General features: G+C 48.3%; 15 protein-coding genes and 1 other RNA gene. 11 read left to right on the forward strand and 5 right to left on the reverse strand.

Annotated elements, in window-relative coordinates; genetic code table 11:
- Positions 1-55 precede the first annotated feature (55 nt).
- Genes mreC through rodA form a run of 4 tightly spaced genes read left to right on the forward strand, consistent with a single transcriptional unit; the run spans position 56 to position 4,658 of the window.
- Positions 56-1,000 carry a rod shape-determining protein MreC gene (mreC, locus tag ACOI06_RS08540; protein ID WP_420662108.1) on the forward strand — a complete coding sequence of 315 codons (945 nt, stop codon included), beginning with the start codon at positions 56-58 and terminating at the stop codon, positions 998-1,000.
- Positions 978-1,538 carry a rod shape-determining protein MreD gene (mreD, locus tag ACOI06_RS08545; RefSeq protein WP_420662109.1) on the forward strand — a complete coding sequence of 187 codons (561 nt, stop codon included), beginning with the start codon at positions 978-980 and terminating at the stop codon, positions 1,536-1,538. Before mreC ends, mreD begins: the two co-directional genes overlap by 23 nt.
- Before the next feature lie 16 nt (positions 1,539-1,554).
- Complete coding sequence (gene mrdA, locus ACOI06_RS08550) at positions 1,555-3,498, forward strand: penicillin-binding protein 2 (protein ID WP_420662110.1); 1,944 nt, start codon at positions 1,555-1,557, stop codon at positions 3,496-3,498.
- On the forward strand, positions 3,495-4,658 hold the full coding sequence (gene rodA, locus ACOI06_RS08555) for a rod shape-determining protein RodA (RefSeq protein ID WP_420662111.1): 1,164 nt from the start codon (positions 3,495-3,497) through the stop codon (positions 4,656-4,658). The genes mrdA and rodA overlap by 4 nt, the downstream gene beginning before the upstream one ends.
- On the opposite strand, the gene mutY is transcribed toward rodA, so the two are convergent.
- Genes mutY through ACOI06_RS08570 form a run of 3 tightly spaced genes read right to left on the reverse strand, consistent with a single transcriptional unit; the run spans position 4,636 to position 7,352 of the window.
- Positions 4,636-5,760 (reverse strand): A/G-specific adenine glycosylase, encoded by a 1,125-nt coding sequence (gene mutY, locus ACOI06_RS08560; protein WP_420662112.1) that lies wholly within the window; start codon positions 5,758-5,760, stop codon positions 4,636-4,638. The two genes, rodA and mutY, sit on opposite strands and share 23 nt — an antisense overlap.
- A gap of 6 nt (positions 5,761-5,766) precedes the next feature.
- On the reverse strand, positions 5,767-6,675 hold the full coding sequence (locus ACOI06_RS08565; protein ID WP_420662113.1) for a cell division protein FtsX: 909 nt from the start codon (positions 6,673-6,675) through the stop codon (positions 5,767-5,769).
- Positions 6,672-7,352: a cell division ATP-binding protein FtsE gene (locus ACOI06_RS08570; protein WP_420662114.1), complete on the reverse strand. Its 681-nt coding sequence runs from the start codon at positions 7,350-7,352 to the stop codon at positions 6,672-6,674. The genes ACOI06_RS08565 and ACOI06_RS08570 overlap by 4 nt, the downstream gene beginning before the upstream one ends.
- 318 nt (positions 7,353-7,670) lie before the next feature.
- Between ACOI06_RS08570 and ssrA the strand changes: the two genes are divergently transcribed.
- The 4 genes from ssrA to ACOI06_RS08590 all read left to right on the forward strand — a co-directional run bounded on the left by ssrA (position 7,671) and on the right by ACOI06_RS08590 (position 9,781).
- Positions 7,671-8,033: a transfer-messenger RNA gene (ssrA, locus tag ACOI06_RS08575) on the forward strand.
- A gap of 398 nt (positions 8,034-8,431) precedes the next feature.
- Entirely contained in the window at positions 8,432-8,722 is a 291-nt protein-coding gene (locus ACOI06_RS08580) for a DUF1778 domain-containing protein (protein WP_420662115.1), read from the forward strand.
- The gene (locus ACOI06_RS08585; protein WP_420662116.1) at positions 8,719-9,225 is read left to right on the forward strand and encodes a GNAT family N-acetyltransferase; all 507 of its coding nucleotides are present in this window, start codon (positions 8,719-8,721) and stop codon (positions 9,223-9,225) included. Before ACOI06_RS08580 ends, ACOI06_RS08585 begins: the two co-directional genes overlap by 4 nt.
- Before the next feature lie 337 nt (positions 9,226-9,562).
- Positions 9,563-9,781, forward strand: a complete 219-nt coding sequence (locus ACOI06_RS08590; protein ID WP_420662117.1) for an integrase core domain-containing protein — start codon at positions 9,563-9,565, stop codon at positions 9,779-9,781.
- A 40-nt stretch (positions 9,782-9,821) separates the two neighbouring features.
- On the opposite strand, the gene ACOI06_RS08595 is transcribed toward ACOI06_RS08590, so the two are convergent.
- The gene (locus tag ACOI06_RS08595) at positions 9,822-11,693 is read right to left on the reverse strand and encodes an ATP-binding protein (RefSeq protein WP_420662118.1); all 1,872 of its coding nucleotides are present in this window, start codon (positions 11,691-11,693) and stop codon (positions 9,822-9,824) included.
- A 477-nt stretch (positions 11,694-12,170) separates the two neighbouring features.
- Here ACOI06_RS08595 and ACOI06_RS08600 point away from each other — a divergent pair, with 477 nt between their 5' ends.
- The gene (locus tag ACOI06_RS08600; RefSeq protein WP_420662119.1) at positions 12,171-13,019 is read left to right on the forward strand and encodes an IclR family transcriptional regulator; all 849 of its coding nucleotides are present in this window, start codon (positions 12,171-12,173) and stop codon (positions 13,017-13,019) included.
- A gap of 29 nt (positions 13,020-13,048) precedes the next feature.
- On the opposite strand, the gene ACOI06_RS08605 is transcribed toward ACOI06_RS08600, so the two are convergent.
- Positions 13,049-14,053 carry a LysR substrate-binding domain-containing protein gene (locus ACOI06_RS08605; protein ID WP_420662120.1) on the reverse strand — a complete coding sequence of 335 codons (1,005 nt, stop codon included), beginning with the start codon at positions 14,051-14,053 and terminating at the stop codon, positions 13,049-13,051.
- 181 nt (positions 14,054-14,234) lie between these two features.
- Between ACOI06_RS08605 and ACOI06_RS08610 the strand changes: the two genes are divergently transcribed.
- Together ACOI06_RS08610 and ACOI06_RS08615 are read left to right on the forward strand one after the other, a co-directional pair.
- A complete protein-coding gene (locus tag ACOI06_RS08610; protein WP_420662121.1) occupies positions 14,235-15,326 on the forward strand; it encodes an amidohydrolase family protein in 1,092 nt (363 codons plus the stop codon).
- A 20-nt stretch (positions 15,327-15,346) separates the two neighbouring features.
- Entirely contained in the window at positions 15,347-15,700 is a 354-nt protein-coding gene (locus tag ACOI06_RS08615; RefSeq protein ID WP_420662122.1) for a Rieske (2Fe-2S) protein, read from the forward strand.
- Positions 15,701-15,711: the final 11 nt, after the last annotated feature.

Consider the following 15,711-nt stretch of genomic DNA (forward strand, 5'->3'; position numbering starts at 1 on the left):
ACGCCAGTTTCTCAGTGGTCTGAGTCAGTCCATGCGTGGTCGTTGAGGAAGATAAATGTCCGCACCCGCAAAATTAGAATTATTTCGACGTAGCGTACCAGCTGAAGTCAAGCTGGTGCTGCTTGTCGTCTTGTCAATGGCATTACTCTTATTCGATGCCAACTCGCGCTATTTGGAACCCGTACGTCAAGGCTTAAGCGTTGTGCTTTATCCGTTTCAGCGGATTGTCATGTTGCCACGCGATGCCATCACATTGGTGCAAGACTACAGCAATGCCGCCAGTTTGCTTAAACAAGAAAGTGAAGAACTGCAACGCCAGCGCATTGAGTTGGCACAAGTTGTGGCCAATGCCGCGCAATTGGATGCTGAGAATTCTCAACTTCGCAGATTGCTGGGTGTTGTGGAAGGTAAGCCCACGTATCCGGCTGTTGTGGTGCAAGTATTGTATGAACCCTCGACACCCTATCAACGACGTTTGGTGTTTAATAAAGGCAGCCGCGATGGCATTGAGCCGGGGATGCCAGTCATTGACGAGGGTGGTCTAGTCGGACAAATTATTCGGGTGACTCCATTTACCTCAGAGTCTGCCTTGCTCACAGATGAACAGTTGGCCGTCCCAGTACAGATTCTGCGCAATGGTTTGCGTTTAATCGCGTTTGGTACGTCGGGTGCGGGTCTGATTGAAGTGCGTTATTTCTCATCGGATGCGGATATCCGTGAAGGCGATGTGCTGGTGACAAGTGGTGTGGGGGGTGTGTTTCCAGCTGGCATTTCGGTGGGCACAGTGGGCATTGTTGAACGAGACTCAGCATCTGGGTTTGCAAAGGCAACCGCACAACCGACCTCTCATCCAGAAAGATATCGCCATTTTTTGATTCTGAAAGTCCCGGTTGTACCGGACCGACCTGAAGATCTGCTGATTGAAGAGGTGTGGGCGTCAGAAAACCAGGCAGAATCTGAAACTCAAGGAGACGCGCATGCAAAGCCGGCAGCGGGTTGATTCGACGGCACCGTTTATGCGTGCTCAAGGAATAGGCGGTAAAGCCTTGGACTCTCGCTCCGCAGGTTGGGTGGTTTGGGGCTCGATTACCGTGGTTTTTATGTTGACGTTATTGCCTTGGCGATTAATGGAAGCAGCTCCGGATTTGCTGATGCTGACGTTGGCATTTTGGGCGGTTCATGAGTCCAAACGCGTGGGGATGTTGACGGCCTTTGTGTTGGGCTTACTGGTTGATGTGCATGACAGTGGTCCGCTGGGACAGTACGCGTTGACGTATGTTCTAGCTTGCTATGGCGGCATCATGCTACACCGTCGTCTACTACGCTTTGATTTGTGGCGACAAGCCATGCACATGGTGCTTGTCTTTTTAGTGGCGCGTGCGGTGACTGTCGTGATCGCCGCCTGGGTGTCGGGTGCCTGGCCGGGTTGGTGGTGGGTGATCGGTGTGTTGATCGCCAGCGCATTGTGGGTTCCAGTGGGTTGGTTGTTCTTGTTACCCGGACAAAGGCTCGATGATGTGAACGCTGACGTCAGTTAAATGTCAGATAAGAACCATGTTTGATTTTAAATCGGTCGCACAGAAAGAACGTAGTCGTTTTCTGCTTCGCGCTTGGGTCGCGAGCGGACTGGTGCTGTTCGCACTGGCTTTGATCGGTATACGACTGTGGGTGCTGCAGGTGGATGAGCACGAAGGCTTATTGCAAAGGGCAGATCGCAACCGTACAGCAGTGATGCCGATTGCGCCGCGCCGAGGTGAAATTGTGGATCGCCACGGTGAAATTCTCGCGCGTAATTATCTGAGTCATACGCTTGAAGTGGTGCCGGCAGAAGTCCAGAACATGGATAAGATGCTGGACGCTTTGGGTCAAGTCATTGATTTGTCGCCAAATGCGATTACACGCTTTAAACGTCGAGTTGCGGCAGGTGGTCGCTACCAAGAAATCATGTTGCGTAATGACTTAACGGAACTAGAAGGCGCGTATTTTGCGGCGCAAGCCTTTCGGTTTCCGGGAGTGAAGCTCAAGGCACGCTGGGTTCGTCAGTATCCTCAAGGACAGGTTGCAGCCCATGTGGTTGGTTATGTAGGTCGGATTTCTGAAGCGGATCTGCAAGCGCTCGATGAGCGAGGTGATCTCGGTAATTATCGTGGCACGGATGTCATTGGCAAGCAGGGTGTGGAGCGCGCTTGGGAGGCGATGCTGCACGGGATGACCGGCATTGAATCACTTGAAGTGACCGCACGTGGTGAGCCCATGCGATCTTTACACCGGATTGATCCGGAGCCAGGTCGTGATCTGATTCTGACACTGGACTTAAAGCTGCAGCGCGTTGCAGAACAGGCATTTGCACACCATCGGGGTGCATTGGTTGCGATTGACCCGCAAAATGGGCAGATCCTCGCTTATGTTTCCCAGCCTTCTTTTGATCCGAATTTGTTTGTTGGGGGTATTGATCAAGAAAGCTGGCGTGAACTCAATGAATCCAAGGATGTGCCGATGCTCAATCGCCCCATCTCAGGCACCTATCCGATCGGCTCAACCTATAAGCCATTTGTTGCACTGGCTGCGCTTGAGCTTGGTAAGCGTGATGCAGAAACAAAAATCTATGACCCAGGTTATTTTGAGCTGGGTAATCAGCGCTTTAGGAATGCAGGCTCTGCTCACTATGGGCATGTCGATATGCACCGTTCGCTCGTGGTGTCTTCAGATACTTACTATTATTCGCTCGCGCCCGAGATTGGGATTGATGCACTGCATGACTTTATGAAGCCTTTTGGGTTTGGGCAGCGTACGGGGATTGATTTGAGTGGTGAGCGCGCAGGTGTTTTACCATCGATAAAATGGAAGCGAGAAGCTTTTAAAACACCTGAACAACAACGTTGGTATGCTGGCGAGACGGTTTCGGCTGCGATTGGTCAAGGGTATAACGCATTTACGATTTTGCAACTGGCGCAAGCCACAAGCGTGCTGGCAAACGGGGGGCGATACTATAAGCCTCACCTTGTGATGTCGGCGCAAGATCGTCATGGCCAAGTCGGACGCATTGAGCGCAAAGAGCCTGACTACGTGCTTGATATTGAGCCTAAACATCTGGAAATCATACACGCTGCATTGGCCGATGTGACTCAAAGCGGCACTGCGCGTCGTGCATTTGCCGGCACTCCTTATCAAGCGGCTGGTAAAACTGGCACGGCACAGTTGTTTAACCTGAAAGGCGGCCGCTATCGAAAGGATGCCATCGATGAGCGCCTGCGAGATCATTCCTTATTTATGGGGTTTGCGCCGTTAGAAGACCCCTCCATTGCCATCGCTGTGCTGGTTGAGAATGGCGGGTGGGGTAGTGACACAGCTGCACCGATTGCCCGAAAAGTGATGGATGCCTGGTTGCTTGAAAAAGACAAAGAAGAACAAGAGGCGCAAGAGGAGCAAGAAGGCTCAGACACAGAACAAAAAGTTGCTGCAACTGATCAGCCTGCTACACAGGAGACTGCCCGATGATCCGACTTTTTAATGCGGTCATGCAGGTGTTTCGTTCGATCGACTGGCCTGTGATGTTGCTGCTGGCACTGTTGTCGGTGGTGGGATTACTGGTCATGCATTCAGCTGTCGGCGGGACCGACTGGCGTTACGCGGATCAAAGCCGTTATATGGTGTATGCGCTCATCGTGATGTGGATTGTGGCACTGATTCCATCGCAATTTCTGGCGCGTTTGGCTCCTTTGGCATATCTGATCACGCTTGCTTTGTTAGTTGCGGTGGCACTTTTTGGGGAGTCGAGTAAAGGAGCTGCCCGATGGCTAGATATTGGTATTTTGCGCTTGCAGCCTTCTGAAATCATGAAAATCACCTTGCCGATGATGTTGGCTTGGTACTTTCAGCGTCGGGAAGGCAAAGTGGGCTGGTACGACTTTATGGTCGCCATGGTGATGACTCTGATCCCATTTGCGCTGATTGCTTTGCAGCCTGATTTAGGGACCGCGTTGCTCGTGGTGGCTTCGGGGTTTTTTGTGATGTATTTCGCGGGCTTGAGCTTTAAACTCTTGATTCCGTTGGTACTCGCAGCCACGATCGGACTGAGCGTCATTTATATAAATCAGGACGTGTTGTGTGAGCCTGAAACGGATTGGATTGTGCTGCACTCCTACCAAAAGAGCCGTGTTTGTACCTTGTTGGATCCAACTCGCGATCCACTAGGGAGAGGGTTTCATACGATTCAATCGACGATTGCTGTGGGTTCTGGTGGACTTTTAGGGCGGGGCTATATGAGTGGTACGCAAGGTCAATTGTCGTTTATTCCGGAGCGTACAACTGACTTTATTTTTGCGGTGTTTGCAGAAGAGTTTGGGCTGTTTGGTGCCTTGTCGCTGCTGTTTTTGTATCTGCTACTGATTATGCGTGGGTTGTTTATTGCCAGTCGTGCCACGACAACCTATGGGCGGCTATTGGCTGGCAGTATTTCCATGACCGTTTTTATTTATGTGTTTGTGAATACAGGCATGGTGATTGGTTTGTTGCCAGTCGTGGGGGTGCCCTTACCTTTGTTTAGCTACGGAGGGAGTGCGTTACTGAGCTTGGCCGTCGCTTTTGGTTTGCTGATGGGAATTAGTGCCAAACGTAAACAGCAACAAAAAGCAGTTAAGACAGCGGTTCGTCCATAAAGCCCAACAAAATGTCGCGCACAGGTTTGGGAACGCCGTAATCTTCCCAGGTGGCAGGATCGACCCAATTGCTTTGTTCATCTAGGTTGTCGATGTCTGCCATGAGTGTCGCGTGCAATTCACGCATCGTCGCATCGTCCGTGATTTCGATGAGCCAGGGCTTTAAGGTGAGCTTTATGTGCGTGAGATCATGGGTGCGAGCAGCCATTTTTAGAACATTCAGATTGAGTGCCTTAAAAGCTGTATGCCAAATTTCTGGTGAAGCTGTTTGTGGCAAACTCCAAAGCCCACCCCAAATGCGTGCTTGAGCACGTTTGATCAAATAGATCTCAGCGCCACGTTTAAAGACAAATAAGTGCAATGTTTGTTCAGTTCGTGCTTTACGCACTTGGCGGATAGGCAGTTCATTGACGCGCTCAGTTTTAAGTGCAATGCAGTGATTTTGTAATGGACATTGGGTGCATTTCGCTTGATTGCGTCGACAGACGGTGGCGCCGAGATCCATTAAGCCCTGAATGTAACTGCGCATGTCTGCAGTCTGCTGTGGCTCTGGACTGGTTTTTGGCAAAGTCTCTTGCGCGAGCGCCCAAAGCTGCTTTTGCGTGGCGCTGGCCATGGGATTGGTGTCAATGCCGAAATACCGACAAAAAACACGCCGTACATTGCCATCCAGAATGGGTGTTCTCTGCCCAAAACTGAAGGCTGCAATGGCGCCTGCGGTCGAGCGTCCTATGCCGGGGAGTGTTTCTAAATCCTGTGCATTGTCTGGGAACTGACCGTGCCAGTCCGACACAATGGTTTGTGCACAGGCATGCAGGTTTCGTGCACGCGCGTAGTAACCCAGACCGGCCCAGAGTCGGAGTACTTCATCTTGCGATGCTTGTGCCAAGGATTGAACATTTGGAAATGCTTGTAAAAAAGCTTCGTAGTAAGGAATAACCGTTTCGACCTGGGTTTGCTGCAACATGATCTCTGAGAGCCAGATTCGGTATGGGTCAAAGTTTTGTTGCCAAGGCAGTTCATGGCGTCCATGAATACGTTGCCAGTCAATCACAGCTTGTGGCAAAAATCGGATAGCTTGTTCGGAGGATGTGTTGGGCATTGCGATTTAGAAACGCGTGTGTCGGGTGACCGACCAACGCGCGGAAAGCGCACCGAGTAGAGAAGCACCGATGAAATACAACCAAAGTAAACCACCAGGCGCAGTATTGAGCACAAAGATTGCGTCATACGTTTTAGCCAAGTGTCCAACCGCGGCGTTTAAAGGTTCTAGAAAGAGGTGCGATAAAACGATGGCAATTAGCGTAGCCAGTGCACAAGTGATGGCGCCTTGATACAAGAACGGACGCCGTACAAAGTTCTCTGTGGCACCGACTAGGCGTGCCACAGCAATTTCGTCGCGCTGAGAAAGGGCTTGCATGCGTACCGTGTTAAAGACGGCTGACAAGACGACGAGCGCGACAATGCCGGTAATCAGGAGTAGACCGATTTTGGCTAAACGCATGAGCGCTTCCAAACGTTGTACCCAAATGCTGTCTAACTGCACAAAAGCGACTTCTGGCCAGTTTCGCCATTCACGAGACAGCGTGTCGGCAGTTTGCGCCAAATGATCTTCATTGGCTAGATACACAACGATGGCGTGTGGCAAAGGATTCTCTGAAAGAACGGATAGTGCTTGCTCCCAGGCTGCGTTGTGTTTCAGGTCGTCAATGGCTTGCGCCTTGTCGATGAGCGTAATTTGATGGATATCAGGGTCATTGGCTTGTTCAATTTTTTTAACAACTGATTTGGCTGTATCCAACGAAGCGTTTGGGTCTAAAAAGATCGTGATTGCGGGTGTGGTTGAGACTTCTTTGCTTAAAGGCTGGACAGAAAACAAGACCGAAGCGCCTAAGAGGGGCATGGACAGGACGAGCGAGAGCACGACCAGATTCGATAAAAAAGAAAATGGATGTTGTCCGAGACGTCGGATTGTGACTGCGAGCGCGTAGCGCTGATGTTGTAACCAGCCTTTCATAATTGTGCTTGCCTGCGTACGGGGAAGTCTTGAAACTGACCGCGTTCAATGATGAGAACACGGTGCGCAAACTCTTGCATGAGTGTTTCATCGTGCGTCGCGACTAAAGTCGTGACACCCACCTGATTGAAGTCTCGAAACACTGTCATCACGCGACGGGCTGTGTCACGGTCTAGGTTGGCGGTGGGCTCATCGGCAATTAAGAGCGCAGGTCGGTTCACAATGGCACGTGCAATAGCCAATCTTTGCTGTTCACCACCGGATAAAGCCAACGGATTGGTGCGTTCTTTGTCAGCTAGACCAACTTTTTGTAGGGCGGCCCGTGCGCGGCTCATCGCGATGGATCTGGGCTGCGCGATGACGGCTAGTGGGAGCATGACGTTTTCAATGGCGGTTCGGTCGTAAAGCAAATGCGTGTCTTGCAAGATGACACCGACTGCTCGCCGCAAATAAGGTTTCGCACGTGCGGAGATCTGATCTAGACGTTGGCCATTGACTTCAATCGTGCCTTGAGTGCAGGCTTCGAGTCCTGCGACCAGTTTGAGTAACGTGGATTTACCCGCCCCGGATGGACCGGCCACAAACACGAATTCGCCTGCGTTGACCTTGAAAGAAATATCTTCCAAGATTGGCTGGTTGGCTGTATACGACTTGAATACGTGGTTGAATTCGATCATCGCTGGGGTGATTTACTCAGAGTTGGCGAAGAATTTGTTTGCTCTATTATCCACTGAATAAGACTGTGGGATGGTGTCACAAGCTCAATCCGATGCGATTTGCACAGTGCAGAAATGGCTTTCATTTAAATAATTGACTAAGATCAAGTTTAGTTTGATTTTCAAGTGATGAAGCTGCTACAATGGGCAACTCGAAACAGTTCGAAGAGCTAAAGATTAATCGTCTCTTAGACAAAGTCTGAATGGCACGGAACTTTTTTGAAGATTGAATGTCATAACTATCAGTAACAGTCGATCGTCGTCGACTGATGTATTTCTGGGGCCGACCTGGTTTCGACGTGGGTCGCGAAACAGAGCAGGGCATGCCGAGCACCAGTTCGCTCGTAAAACCACTGGAAAAGCTATAAACGCCAACGACGAGCGTTTCGCTCTGGCCGCTTAAGCGGTGAGCCGCTGCACTAATTTGTCTTTGGGTTAGGTGAGGAAACTCACAGCAGCGTCATTTACAAAGAATCGGAGTCCGGTGGGTCACACACTGTCCTCCTAAATTGATGTGAATCGCTGAGATTAGGCCTGTCGGTTGGCTGGGATCAAGGTTAAAACTCAAATAAATCGACTACGCATGTAGAACTGCCTGCAGAGGGCTTGCGGACGGGGGTTCAATTCCCCCCGGCTCCACCAATAAACAAAAAAGACGTCTCAGGACGTTTTTTTTGTGTCGAAAATAACTGAAAATCAATAAGTTACGATTTTCTGCCTTTTCCTGTCTCTTTCAATCCCAGCCAATCTAGTGCTTTCGGTATTCCAAACTGTGCTGGCCTGTCTTTGAAATACCAAATCAAAGGAAAGCTGTTCATGGCGAGGCTCAGCGACAGACAGGTCAGATCAATGCGTCCAAGAGAAAAGATTGCGTTGTCAGCGACGGTTTGGCTCGGTAGCTCCCTTTTTTGTGGATCGTTTTTTATGTTGGCATTGATTAGCGTCTGCGGTGAAATTTCCTCAAAACTTTTGTTTAGATGTGTAATGACAATGTCTATACGCTCGGGTTATACTAGTGCTATGTAATCAGGAGGTGAAAAATGACCACGTTATCTATGGGCAACCAGCGTACCAGTCTTAACCTGCGCATCAAGCCTGAGGTGCGGGAGCTGATTGATCTGGCTGCCAAGGCATGTGGCAAAAATCGTACGGACTTTATTCTGGATGCGGCTCGGTTGGCTGCCGAAGATACGCTACTGGATCAGGCGCTGATTCAGGTTGCACCGGACGCCTATGCCGAGTTTTTGAAGCGGCTGGATCAGCCCCCAGCACCTAACCAGGAACTACGTAAAACGATGCAGTCCCCAGCACCTTGGGATCTGCAACAGTGAAACTTGCAGCGCCTGAGCCTTTACAGAGTTATCACGAGCTGACTGATTTTTGTAGTGGTGTAGACAGTCTGGATTCCTGGCTGAAACATCGAGCTGGTAAAAATCAGGTTTCTGGTGCTTCACGTACCTTTGTGCTGTACGAGCAAGGCAGCAATAAAGTCCTAGGTTATTACGCACTGGCCAGTTCCGCAGTGGCTGCTGAGCTAGCCACCGGTAAGTTGCGGCGCAATATGCCCGATCCGGTCCCTGTTGTGGTTCTGGGGCGCTTAGCTATCGATGAAAGCCTGCACGGTCAGGGAATCGGTAGAGCGCTAGTTAGGGACGCCTGCTTGCGGATTGTATCGGCAGCTGAGGTGATAGGTATCCGAGGTGTACTGGTGCATGCGCTCTCGTCAGATGCGGCCGCTTTTTATCGGCGAGTAGGGTTTGAGTCATCACCATTGGCTCCGATGACATTGATGACTACGCTGAGTGATATTAAGGCTGCGTTTGCAGATCGTTAAATCAGTTACGAACGTTCGACAGACAGTTTGATTTGATCACACTGCTCCTCAGTAACGTAGTTCTTAATTCCAGTTACATTAGAAGAAAGAAGTCTGAAATGTCTGAATTAAGAAAACGTGCGCAGTACACACCGGAATTTAAAATGGAGTGTGTGCGACAAATCTGTTGGTTTATCCATTGCTCGTGCAGTCGATCAGCTTGGTATACCCAACGGCACTTTAAGCAGATGGGTTCGCCAACCTGCGCCTAGGCTAATCTTCCGTAGTGATCGTGGCAGTCAGTATTGCGGCTCAGAATTCCTACAGATGCTCAAGCAGATGTCGATTCAATCAATCTGTGAGTAGGAAAGGTGATTGCTGGGATAACTCACCTGTGGAAAGCTACTGGGCACGTGTACATGGCAAAAAGTTTCAAGCCCACGAACATGCGCGGTCTGTCATTATGGCTTGGATCACGTTCTACAACCGAAGCCGACTGCATTCAAGTCTGGGCGATATAAGCCCAATGGAGTATGAAAACAAGTGGTACGCCGAACAGCGTAAAATGGTTGCTTAACCTCTGGAGCTAAGGGCTAAAAAAACGTGGGCAATATCAGTTAGCTGTTGACCTGTTGCATGGCGTATCCCCTCATGCCATTACGTAAGATTTGAAGAAATGTGTGATTTCTGCTTTCAGCATCAGCGACGGTGGCATCGAATGACACGACGAAAGTGGGCGTTGGAACTACAGTTCCATCCGGACGCTCGGTTCGGAACTCTTGGTAGTAAAGCTTTCCCATGGAGAACAGTGGTGCCCAGTTTTGTTGACGCAATCGCGTTTCCATCGTGTCACTGATCTGGATAACGGCGTAGTACCAGATTCTTTGTATGTTGGGACAATGCGCTGCTAGTTTTACTGCACGATCCAGTAGTTGATTGATGGCATATTGGTTTTCTTTTTCGTTGTCCGTTTTCCTTTTTATTTCGACGACAACCACATCCACGGCATTGGCATCTTTTGGTTCGGCAGAGAAGATCATGGCAATATCAGGCCTGCCAGCATCATTTTCACATTCTTCGTCAAGCCGTATGGCATTGACAACGCTATCCATCCGTTGCTCACTCAGGATGGTTCGAAACACCATGAACTTGTCATCGAGCAACCAAGCGTTGTTTTGGTAAATCTCTGAAGGCATGGTTTTTTTCGAAAATTCTTTGAATCTCGGAACGATGAGGTTGTGAATTTCGGATTCGGCATTGTCAGCCGTCATTTCCTTCATACGACCAATGATCTTGTCGCGATACAAGATGTATTCAGTCAATGTGCGCGCTGACAGTTCCAGAGATTTCTCATAGGTTGCTGCGGTCAGTTTCTCGCATTGCAGCACCTGCTTTTGAGCACGAAAAAATTTCTGCTGTGCAATTTCTAAAGCATCATCACGATCAATCAGACCGACGGTGTCGTTTTCAAAGTAGCCCAGAAGATGTGGAAATTGTTTCTCGAATTTTTCTTTAACCTTTTTATTCTTCTGCGTAATTTCTGGAATCTTTTCAGCCAATACCTTAGCAACTTCTTGGCGTAAGAAACGATAAAGATTTGCTTCGTGAAGTCCTTCTGGCAATATCAGCTTTTGGCGTGAACTGTCAGTATTCGAGTGAAAAAGCTCAGACTCAAATAGAAATACACCTATGTAGCCGGGCGGGAAAGACGAATTTGGTATTAAGTTGACTGGAATTGTCCGGCCATCAATGCTGAAAGCAACCAGTAAGCTGCCTTTTTCCGATACCGGTTTGACGTGATAGTGCATATCAATCGTTGAAAACGCATCCAGAGAGTTATCCTGAATGGTGATCATACTCATCGAAGGCAAATCATCGGTGGTAATAGTCGTTTCGTGCGTGAAAAATTCTTTTTGTACGTTGCTTTCGTTAGTTGTCAGGTTGATCGAAATTCTGGACGCTGTGCCATCACGTTTGCGAGCGCTGAGCGTGGGCCAGAATTGTTCGATTAAGAGTGGTTTGAGGGCTTCAGGTTTCAAATCGTCATAGGACTTAATGCGATTTTTAGCAAACTCACTGAATACTAATGTTGTTTTGGCTGGCTGCTCATCTTTCAGATTTTCGAGTTCCGAATTGCCATCGAAGCCATCTTTGAAAATAAAGTGTCTACGCCATTTGTCGCGGGTACTGGTGACCTCTACCCGGTTGAAGTAATTGAGAAACACCAGGCGGCCGATACCTTTGTGATACCTATCCCTAGGTCTCAATAGTTTTTTGAAACGTTCAAAATTATCGTTTGTAAATCCATCACCGTTGTCTGAAATCGTGATTGTTAGTGTGTCTGGCTTATCGAATGCCTCTATTTCTATATCGATGGTTACTTCGGTTGCACCTGCATCCAACGCATTGGCAAGCGCTTCGAAATAAACCAAAATTAACGAAGGATTAGGAAAAAACAGCCTGATGGCCTCAGTGGTTTCGATATCCACGTTCTTCCTTTGTAGGAGTTGTTACGCAATCACGACGTGCAGTTTAACGTGTGTGTGTTGCATCGGTGTGGTGGTATGACGCGTAAAAAAGCATCAAGCTGTTGACCATGATCAAGTTGGATTTGTTTCAGAACGTGTCGACAAAGTAATCACGAACACCGCTGTATCGCAGTCAAGATGAGTGGCGCATGCTGATGCGTCAACGCGAAATTAACTCATGAGTTCTGTGCAAAACGCTATCCCAATCGATTCGGTTTCTGATGCATCCGTGACCTAAGATCACTGAGTTCAATCAGATGATCAATAGGTGAGAAAAAAGGAAAATAGACGTTTAATTCTGATTATTAACGATGAAGTCTAAATTTAAGTTGCGCGATCTTGGTGGGAAATAAAGTACAGTAAGGCGGCAATGTGCTTAAAATTACGACGCAATTTCAAAAACAAGATTAGTAATCCAAAGAGGCAATACCGCGCAAAATGATGAAAGTTTGTCTCAGTGAATTCTTATCAAAAACACAAAATCTGGATTTGCATCGACCTTCAGTAGTCGGTACACAATCTTTGGGTCGTGCTTTGCGGTTATTACAGATTGTTGTGACACGTCCACACCAAGGTTGGCGTATTTCAGATATCGCTCAAAAGAGTGAGCTTGACATTACCACTGTCCATCGGTTGTTAACGGCGCTTGTACAAGAAAATCTTGTTGAGCAACGTCGATCTGATAAGCATTATCTGCCAGGCTCTCGACTTTTTGAGCTGAGTTTGGCGCGATCTGAGCAACATGAGTTTCAACGTGATGTCGAGAACATTCTGAGAAAGTTTGCGCAAAAATGTGTAGGCACGCTACTGTTTCTTGTGCGCAGCGATACCGACTTTGTCTGTAGTATGCATCTCAACCTGTCTGGCAAAGTGAGTACAACGATGTTGTATCCCGGAGCCCGACGTTCTATGATTAATTCTGCAGGCGGGATTGTCATTCTGCAAAATCTGCCTGAGCCGGAATTTATGCGTGTGCTCAAAGATAATTTGGTGCGTGAACAAGTCAAGAATGGACAAAGTCGCTTCGGCGCATTGCAACAGGCGTTCGATGTGTCCAATGAATATGGCTTTGGGGTTAACCTCGGATTTCTTGTGTCCGGTTCTCATGCTTTTGCACTAGTGGTGTCGGATGCATCTAACGAGGTGTATGGTTCTGTTTGTTTAATCGGTGCTGCCGAAGACTATCCTGAATCATCTATCATGCAGACGCGTGACTTTCTAATACCCATCCGAGATGAGTTGCAATCTGCATTACAAAACCGCGTTTTTTCAGTACTTGGTGAATAAGCTTTAGAGCCAGTGATCGCTTTTTTGATTCAAGTTTGGGCGTGTTTTTCAGCTTGCAGTCCAGCGACCGAAATGACCTTAATGAGCTCTTTGACACATTCTGGCATGGCTTCGAGATCTCGAACTAGAATGCTGCGTTCACGTAGCGCCCATGTTTCTCTTAAAGGGATAATGTCAAAATGCATCGTATTTTGATAACGTAAAGCTGCTGATTCCGGAACGACACCTACACCAACACCGGCTTCGATCATTCGGCAAATGCCTTCATAACTCGATGTTTGTACGCGTAATGGCAGTACCTTGCCCAGCCGGTTGACTTGCCGATTCATTAAGTCATACAACGTGCTGCCTTCGCGTAAACCAATATGAGGGTATGCTAATGAACGCAGGAGCGTTACGCCATTTCTAGCGTATGTGTTTATGTCTATTTCATGCGCAAGCGTTTTCTGGGTCGATTCTATTTGCTTAGATTGATTTTGTTGCTGGTTCTGGTACTGGATAGCAATAGGATGCTCTTTGGGAACAGCCAGTATCAGCCGATCAGTGCTGTAGTGGATCACGTTTAAGTCTTCAGCACCGACAGGTCCTGCAATGAGCCCCATATCAGCCGCGCCTTCAGTGACACCCAAAATAATGTCGCGAGAGAGGCGCTCTTGTAAATCGACACTGACTTCAGGGTGTTGCGCTAAGAATTGTGCGAGCACTTCGGGGAGAAACTCGGTCATCGATGTGGTGTTAGAAAAGATGCGGATATGACCGACTAAACGCCCCGAACGCTCTGAGAACTCATTTTTAGCGTAATCCACTTGTCTGAGGATTAGTCTCGCATGCTTGAGCAACAGCTGGCCATCTGGCGTCAGAGTTGAGCCACGACTGCCTCTATACAACAGTTTTGAATTTAATTGGGCTTCTAAAGCTTTAATTCTGGCACTGGTTGCTGCGACTGATAAGTGTGCTTGTTTTGCGCCTTGCGTCAAACTAGGTGATTGCGCTACAGCCACAAAGACACGTAAGTCCGAGAGCTCAAAATGCATGGTTTTCTGCCTGTGAAGATGCAATGATTGTTCTGTTCATGTCGTATTTAGCGTTCGGTAAAACCGAATGCCCGTTCTTGATGTTTGAGATATTCCGAACGCTGGATTGATAGTAGCATCGCTTTAAAACTGCTGCACAAGCTTTAGAAACAATCAATCCAAATGCTGAAGGGAGAATTTCATGAAAAGTGGGCTTCGAATCATTGACGCAGATGTGCACCCATGGGTTCCGGGTGACATTGAAGGTCTTAAACCCTATATGAGCCAAAGTTGGCAAAAACGTTTTGAAGGAAAACGCGCAATTCTTCCCGACCACCCATTACGACCCCCATTGGCTGGTTCAACGTCCATCCGTCAGGATACAACGACCCCTAATGGCGATCCTGGAGGTTCCTGTCCTTTTTATTTGAAAGAAGATCATCTGGATCGACTCGATCTTGAGTACGCAGTGTTGTCTTCTATTCAGGCCGGAAAACTGGTGGCTTTCCCGAATGCAAATGAAGCAACCGTGTTGGCGAGAGCCTTTAATGATTATTTCATCGACAAGTGGCTTCCAGTTGATAAGCGTTACAAGTTGGCTATCTGTGTAGCTGTCCATGACCCGGTTGCAGCTGCTGCTGAAATTCGCAGAGTGGGTGGCTTGCCTGATGTGGTCGCCGTGTATATGCCACTGATGAACATTCTCATGGGTAATCCTCATTACTACCCGATTTATGAAGCTGCCCAAGAGTTTAATTTACCCATCTTTATTCACCCGACTGGAACCGAAGGGGCATTCCAAACAAGTGCTTCTTTTGCAGGCGGTGTGCCCACCTCTTACATTGAGCGTCATTCCAGCTTCCCACAAATTGCAATTGGCAACTTGTCGAGCATGCTGTTTGAGGGCGTATTTATCCGTTTTCCTCGTTTAAAGGTACTGGCTGCTGAATTTGGTTATGGCTGGGTGCCTCATATGCTTTGGCGTTTTGATCAGAACTGGAGACAGTTCCGACGTGAGGTGCCTTGGTTAGAAGAGCTTCCAAGTAGTTATGTATTGAATCATGTGCGTTTTACGAGTCAGCCAGTCGAAGAGCCTGAGAAAGATATTTATCTTGATCAGATTCTGGAAATGATGCACGCCGACCGCACATTGCTGTTTAGTACCGATTATCCACATTGGGATTCTGATTATCCGGCAACGACTTTTACCTCAATGCCACCGGAGCTGCGCCAGAAAGTGTTTCACGACAATGCAGCTGAACTCTTTAACTTGAAGTCTGCGGACAACCACTAATTACAAAAGGGAGATGCTTTATGGAACACCGAGTCTGTCACATTGACGATATTCCTCATCACACAGGTCTAGCGCTTGAGGTCGCTGGTCGTCCAATTGGTGTCATGCGTACCAAAGACAACGTCTATGCCTTCCGAAACATGTGTCCCCATAAACGGGCCCCACTGGCACTGGGTACAGTTGGTGGCACTATGCTGCCCACGCCATGTGCAGGTGAATTGGATTACGGCATGGATGAACAAGTTCTGAAATGTCCTTGGCATGGTTGGGAGTTCAGCATAGAAACGGGTGAATGCTTGTTTGGTGTCAGTGATTCCAAAGTTAGAACATATCCAGTTTCTGTTCGGGACGGAGAGGTTTTTGTTGAGCTGTAAGCAAATTTTCT

This window comes from Orrella sp. 11846 (assembly GCF_048820935.1).
In the GTDB taxonomy this organism is placed as follows: Bacteria; Pseudomonadota; Gammaproteobacteria; order Burkholderiales; family Burkholderiaceae_B; genus Algicoccus.

Excerpts from the sequence above, each read along its gene's own strand:
- ACOI06_RS08615 (WP_420662122.1), top strand. The coding sequence starts at position 15,347 with ATGGAACACCGAGTCTGTCACATTGACGATATTCCTCATCACACAGGT.
- ACOI06_RS08570 (WP_420662114.1), bottom strand. The coding sequence starts at position 7,352 with ATGATCGAATTCAACCACGTATTCAAGTCGTATACAGCCAACCAGCCA.
- ACOI06_RS08580 (WP_420662115.1), top strand. The coding sequence starts at position 8,432 with ATGACCACGTTATCTATGGGCAACCAGCGTACCAGTCTTAACCTGCGC.
- rodA (WP_420662111.1), top strand. The coding sequence starts at position 3,495 with ATGATCCGACTTTTTAATGCGGTCATGCAGGTGTTTCGTTCGATCGAC.
- ACOI06_RS08605 (WP_420662120.1), bottom strand. The coding sequence starts at position 14,053 with ATGCATTTTGAGCTCTCGGACTTACGTGTCTTTGTGGCTGTAGCGCAA.
- mreD (WP_420662109.1), top strand. The coding sequence starts at position 978 with ATGCAAAGCCGGCAGCGGGTTGATTCGACGGCACCGTTTATGCGTGCT.
- ACOI06_RS08565 (WP_420662113.1), bottom strand. The coding sequence starts at position 6,675 with ATGAAAGGCTGGTTACAACATCAGCGCTACGCGCTCGCAGTCACAATC.
- ACOI06_RS08600 (WP_420662119.1), top strand. The coding sequence starts at position 12,171 with ATGATGAAAGTTTGTCTCAGTGAATTCTTATCAAAAACACAAAATCTG.
- mutY (WP_420662112.1), bottom strand. The coding sequence starts at position 5,760 with ATGCCCAACACATCCTCCGAACAAGCTATCCGATTTTTGCCACAAGCT.
- ACOI06_RS08610 (WP_420662121.1), top strand. The coding sequence starts at position 14,235 with ATGAAAAGTGGGCTTCGAATCATTGACGCAGATGTGCACCCATGGGTT.
- mrdA (WP_420662110.1), top strand. The coding sequence starts at position 1,555 with ATGTTTGATTTTAAATCGGTCGCACAGAAAGAACGTAGTCGTTTTCTG.
- mreC (WP_420662108.1), top strand. The coding sequence starts at position 56 with ATGTCCGCACCCGCAAAATTAGAATTATTTCGACGTAGCGTACCAGCT.